At 43.1% G+C, this 4,552-nt stretch carries 3 protein-coding genes; 2 read left to right on the forward strand and 1 reads right to left on the reverse strand.

Going from position 1 to position 4,552, the window contains the following annotated elements; genetic code table 11:
• Both mgtE and bioB read left to right on the forward strand, forming a co-directional pair.
• Window positions 1-1,380, forward strand: a 1,380-nt coding sequence (mgtE, locus tag QZY09_RS19365; RefSeq protein WP_295675040.1) for a magnesium transporter, incomplete at its 5' end; no start/stop codon positions are given.
• A 42-nt stretch (window positions 1,381-1,422) separates the two neighbouring features.
• The gene (gene bioB, locus QZY09_RS19370) at window positions 1,423-2,415 is read left to right on the forward strand and encodes a biotin synthase BioB (protein WP_295675042.1); all 993 of its coding nucleotides are present in this window, start codon (window positions 1,423-1,425) and stop codon (window positions 2,413-2,415) included.
• Window positions 2,416-2,590: 175 nt separating this feature from the next.
• Here the strand turns inward: bioB and QZY09_RS19375 are convergent, their stop codons facing one another.
• On the reverse strand, window positions 2,591-4,495 hold the full coding sequence (locus tag QZY09_RS19375; protein ID WP_295675044.1) for an OmpA family protein: 1,905 nt from the start codon (window positions 4,493-4,495) through the stop codon (window positions 2,591-2,593).
• Between the last annotated feature and the right edge of the window lie 57 nt (window positions 4,496-4,552).

Consider the following 4,552-nt stretch of genomic DNA (forward strand, 5'->3'; position numbering starts at 1 on the left):
CAAATGCAATCATTTGAAATAGATAAAACCGACCTGCTGCGCATTGAAACTGCGCTGCAAGGTAATGATGCTGAGCTTGAGAGTGTTCTGAAGGAATATCATGCTTCGGAGATTGCCTTGTTGTTTGAAAGACTTCCCCTGGAAGCTAAAGAACGGATCATCAATATTCTCCCCACAGACATTGCTTCGGAGGTAATTTCGGAAATGGATGAAGAGCACCGTCCTGGTGAGCTGCTTATCAACCTCGATCCTGAAAAAAGGCAGGAAATTGTTGAGGAGCTTGATTATGATGATGCTACTGATATTATTTCACAGCTGGATGAAGATGAGCAGCAGGAGATTTTAGAGGACCTGGACGAGGAAGATGCGGAGAGTATCCGCGCCCTGATGAGATACCCCGAAGATACTGCCGGTGGTATAATGAACTCCGAAATTGTAAAAGTTAATATCAATCTTGAAAAGAAAGATGCTTTAGATGAGATCATTCGGCAGTCGGAGGAGATGGAGGAGTTTTATACCGTTTACGTGGTAGACGATCACGATATTTTACAGGGAATATTATCCATAAAAAATATTCTGAAGGCGAAATCCGACGCCCATGTTCGCGAATTGGTTAATACAGATTTTGTTTTTGTAAAAGCTGAGATGGACCAGGAAGATGTTGCCGGGTTGATCTCTCAGTATAATTTAACAACGATCCCTGTTGTTGATGATAATATGAAGCTGCTTGGGCGGGTCACTGTTGATGACATCATCGACGTAATGGAACAGGAAAGCACCGAAGATATTTTAAAGTTTTCGGGCGTTTCTGAAGATGAAGAGTTGAGCGGTAACTGGAAAGATGCTGTAAAAAGCAGGCTTCCGTGGTTGGTCATCAACCTGGCTACTGCATACCTGGCGGCTTCGGTTATCCGGCATTTTGATAGTACGGTAACTTTAATAGCGCCAATAGCGGCGTACATGACCATAATTGCCGGTATGGGCGGTAATGCCGCTACCCAAGCCCTGGCGGTAACTGTTAGGCGTATATCTTTAAACGACCTTACCGACAAACAATCATATAATGCCGTTTTAAAAGAGTTTTTGGTTGGGTTGCTTAATGGGGCAGCAAATGGCCTGATTGTTTTTTTTATTGCGTGGTTTTACGACTCGGACCCGATGCTTGGGCTTGTTTTATTTTTGGCGATGACGGGTAACCTCGTTGTGGCCGGCCTTACCGGGGCTTCCATCCCGTTAATTTTAAAAAGAGTAGGCATCGACCCCGCGGTCGCTTCGTCTATCATTATCACAACGTTTACAGATTGTGCCGGTTTCTTTTTACCGTTGTGGTTTGCATCAAAATTGTTGTTAGACAGCCATCATCATTTAATTCATCATTGATTAATTCAATATTAAATATAAAAATACCTACATAGAAATAGAATGACCGAAGTACGATACAATTGGACAAAAGAAGAAATTGCTGAAATTTATCACCGCCCGCTCTTAGACCTGGTTTACGAAGCCGCAACGGTGCACCGCGAAAATAAGGATTATGCAGAAGTGCAGATCAGTTCTCTGATCTCGATAAAAACAGGTGGATGCCCGGAAGATTGTGCTTATTGCCCGCAGGCAGCCCGCTACAATACGGGTGTGGATGTGCATGCAATCATGCCAAAGGACGAAGTGATTGCCGCGGCCGAAAAAGCAAGAGCAGGTGGCGCGTCACGGTTATGCATGGGTGCGGCCTGGCGTGAAGTGCGTGACAACCGCGACTTTGATAAAGTGATAGAAATGGTAAAAGCCGTTAATGAACTGGATATGGAAGTATGCTGTACATTGGGCATGCTTACTGAAAGCCAAGCCCAACGGTTAGCCGATGCCGGTTTGTATGCTTATAACCATAACCTGGATACATCCGAAGAAGATTATAAACGTATCATTACTACCCGTAGTTATGATGAGCGTTTAAAAACATTGGAACATGTACGCAAAGCAAAGATCACGGTTTGCAGCGGGGGCATTATCGGCCTCGGCGAAACTGTTGAAGACCGAATATCTATGCTCAAAACGTTATCCAATTTGCCCAAACACCCTGAGTCAGTACCCATCAATGCATTAGTACCCGTGCAGGGAACACCTTTGGCTGATCAGCCAAGAGTTTCGGTGTGGGATATGATACGAATGATTGCTACAACGCGAATTATTATGCCGAAAACGGTGGTGCGCCTTTCGGCCGGCCGTACTGAAATGAGTTTGGTTGAACAAGCCTTTTGCTTTATGGCAGGCGCTAATTCTATTTTTGCAGGTGAGAAACTGCTAACTACGCCAAATCCATCGTTTGATACTGATATGGCAATGTTTGAGTTACTGGGGCTAAAGCCACGAAAGGCATTTAAGAATGGGAGGTTGGTAAAAGAGGTTGAGGAAGTTTAAATTATCTCTGCGTTGAAAATGCTTTGGTTCAGGGACTCAAAATGCAAGTGCCGGTTTTAAAGCGAAAAGGATACTTTTTCATCTCCGGAAATTTTTCTAAATGACCCTAAAAATGTTGACTGTGGTATTATCGGATACGCAGCATATGCTTATTCGATAATTGCCAACTGCCGGATTATTTCGAAATGATTTTAAACTCGGTCCTTCGGTTTTTCTGGCGTCCTTCATCTGTAGTATTTGGGGCGATGGGCTGGGTTTCCCCGTAGCCTTTAAAAACCAGGCGGGCAGCATCAACTTTATTTGTAATGAGGTATTGATAAACAGATTTTGCCCTGTTTTCTGATAGAACCTGGTTAGCCTGATCGTTTCCCACATTATCAGTATGCCCCGATATTTCGATTTTTAACGTTGGATTCAGCGACATAAAATCAACTAATTTATCCAACTCAGAAAGTGATTCCGTTTTTAGCTCAAAACTATTGGTATCGAAGAAGATGTTATTCAATATCACTTTGTTGCCTACTTCAATAGGCTCCAATAAAACTGCAATATTGTATGGGTTTTTGTCTTTATGACCTACCAGTGAAAAGTTTTGCGAATAAAACAGGTAGCCGCTTTTGGAAATATATAATCCATAGTTTTTGCCCGATTTCAGCGTGGCTAAGAACGACCCATTTGCAGCATCACTGTTATCTTCGTAAACGGGTTCGTTTTTTTGCAGATCGATAATTTCAACATTCGCCTCCAGCGGGCGCAGGTCTTTGGCATCATTTACCTTTCCTTTTACATAAGTTACCAGGTTTGGCCTTAGGTTCTCCGGGAGCTCAAAAGTATAAATATCATATCCGCCAAAGCCATCCAGGTTATTTGATGAGAAAAAAGCATGGGTGCCTTCGGCTGTTATTGTCAAGCCGTTTTCGTCTCCGCTGGTGTTAATTGGATAGCCCATATTTACCGGCTTTTGCCACTGTCCGTCCTTACTGATGCGGCTTACAAAAAGATCCCTTCCGCCAAGACCAGGCCAGCCGTCTGAAGAGAAATAAAGGGTACTGTCGTCGGGATGTATAAATGGCGATTGTTCATTATAGGCTGTATTGATGTTGGGGCCCAGGTTTTCTGGCTCGCCCCAGCCTTTGTCTGTTAAAGTAGACTTCCAGATATCATATCCACCGTACCCACCCTTACGGTTACTTACAAAAAATAGTGTTTTTCCATCTGCACTGATAGACGGTTGAGCTTCCCAGTCAGGTGTATTGATCGGGGGGCTAAGGTCAAACGGTTTGCCCCAATCGTCGCCTTTTTTCTGCGCGATATATATATCGCAATGACCAAGGCCATCCGGGCGGTTACAACCCGTAAAAAACAAAAATTTACCATCCTGGGTAATGGATTGTGCCCCTTCGTTGTATTCCGGCGTATTGATCCTGTCGCTCAGGTAGGTAGCTGTTTGCCACTTACCGTCAACTTTAACACTTTTATAAAAGTCCTCGTTGTTGTTTATTTTTCGCGTAAATATCAGCATGCTTTCATCTGCTGTAGCTACTGGCATGTATTCATCGTCGGCGGTGTTTATTTCCGGGCCCATGTTAACAGGCTTAAATGGCACCGGGTGTTGAACTGCTTCTAAGCTGAATTTGCAATCAGCCAGCAGCTTTTTTGCCCTGGCATTATTTTGAGTAGTCAGATTTTGGTAGGTCAGATATTTTTCCAAATGGTTTAGCGCTTCTTGGTACAGGGCCAAAGTAATTTCTTCCTCACCGGCTTTCAAATAAACAGACCTATTGAATTCAGGGTTTAAAGCTATTATTTTTTGATATTCTGCAACTGCTTCTGAATGTTTCCTCATCATCCTGTACAGATCAGCCAGTTGTGCATGGGCCTCTACAAAATTATTGTCAGCCAGCAAGGCTTTTTGTAACAAAGCAAGGGCATCGTCATATAGGTTTTCATCCAGACTCTGGCTCGCCAAAGCATAGTCTTTTATCGCTTCCTTGTTGGTTGTGCTGTATTGTCTTTCCTGTGCAAACGATGAAAAAACGGATAAAATAAAGATCAGTAATGTAATGGATAAAAACCTCATTCCTTTTGATACGGTATTTTGATCTCTAAGTTACATTAAATAAATGAATCATGCAGA

The organism is uncultured Mucilaginibacter sp., assembly GCF_903913935.1.
GTDB lineage: Bacteria > Bacteroidota > Bacteroidia > Sphingobacteriales > Sphingobacteriaceae > Mucilaginibacter.